Source organism: Lysobacter sp. TAB13, assembly GCF_052113885.1.
In the GTDB taxonomy this organism is placed as follows: domain Bacteria; phylum Pseudomonadota; class Gammaproteobacteria; order Xanthomonadales; family Xanthomonadaceae; genus Lysobacter; species Lysobacter gummosus.
Genome location: NZ_JBFRDR010000172.1, coordinates 1 through 477 on the forward strand (window position 1 = coordinate 1; position 477 = coordinate 477).

1 protein-coding gene is annotated in these 477 nt (G+C 61.4%); it reads right to left on the minus strand.

Translation table 11 applies throughout. The features are described 5' to 3' along the window. The coding region (locus tag AB4Y92_RS25670) for an Lrp/AsnC family transcriptional regulator (RefSeq protein ID WP_441822185.1) at nt 1–172 on the minus strand (172 nt) is incomplete at its 3' end. Nucleotides 173–477: the final 305 nt, after the last annotated feature.

Here is a 477-nt window from a genome sequence, read left to right on the forward strand (position 1 = left end):
GCGCCGGGTCGAGGATGCCGCGCCAGGCCGAGATGACCTTGTTGGCATCGAGGCGCCTGAGCCGATCATTTGCCGTCGAAACCGGAAGGCCAACCGCTTCGGCGATGGTCGCACTGGAAGCGCGCCCGTCACGCTGCACGATTTCGCAAATCATACGGTCTATGCGATCCATTATCGTACCCGTTACGGAATATCTTACAATACACCGTAATTCATACGAATATGAATCCGCAAGACCGTAATGAATCCGAGTTCACCCGACCACGGTCAGGCGTCGGAGGACCGGTGTGCCGAGAGACCGGCCGGCCGATATTTGTGAACGACGCTGTACGAGTGGTGGTCGGCCAAACGATGAAAGCGCAGGGCGCTGAGAGACGTGGCGCGAGGCGGACTGCCGGCCTCAAGACGCGACGAATGCCGGGCTTGCGTGGCGAGCCGTCGGTCAGCCGGGCCGCAGACGCCACCTCAGGTTTCGCC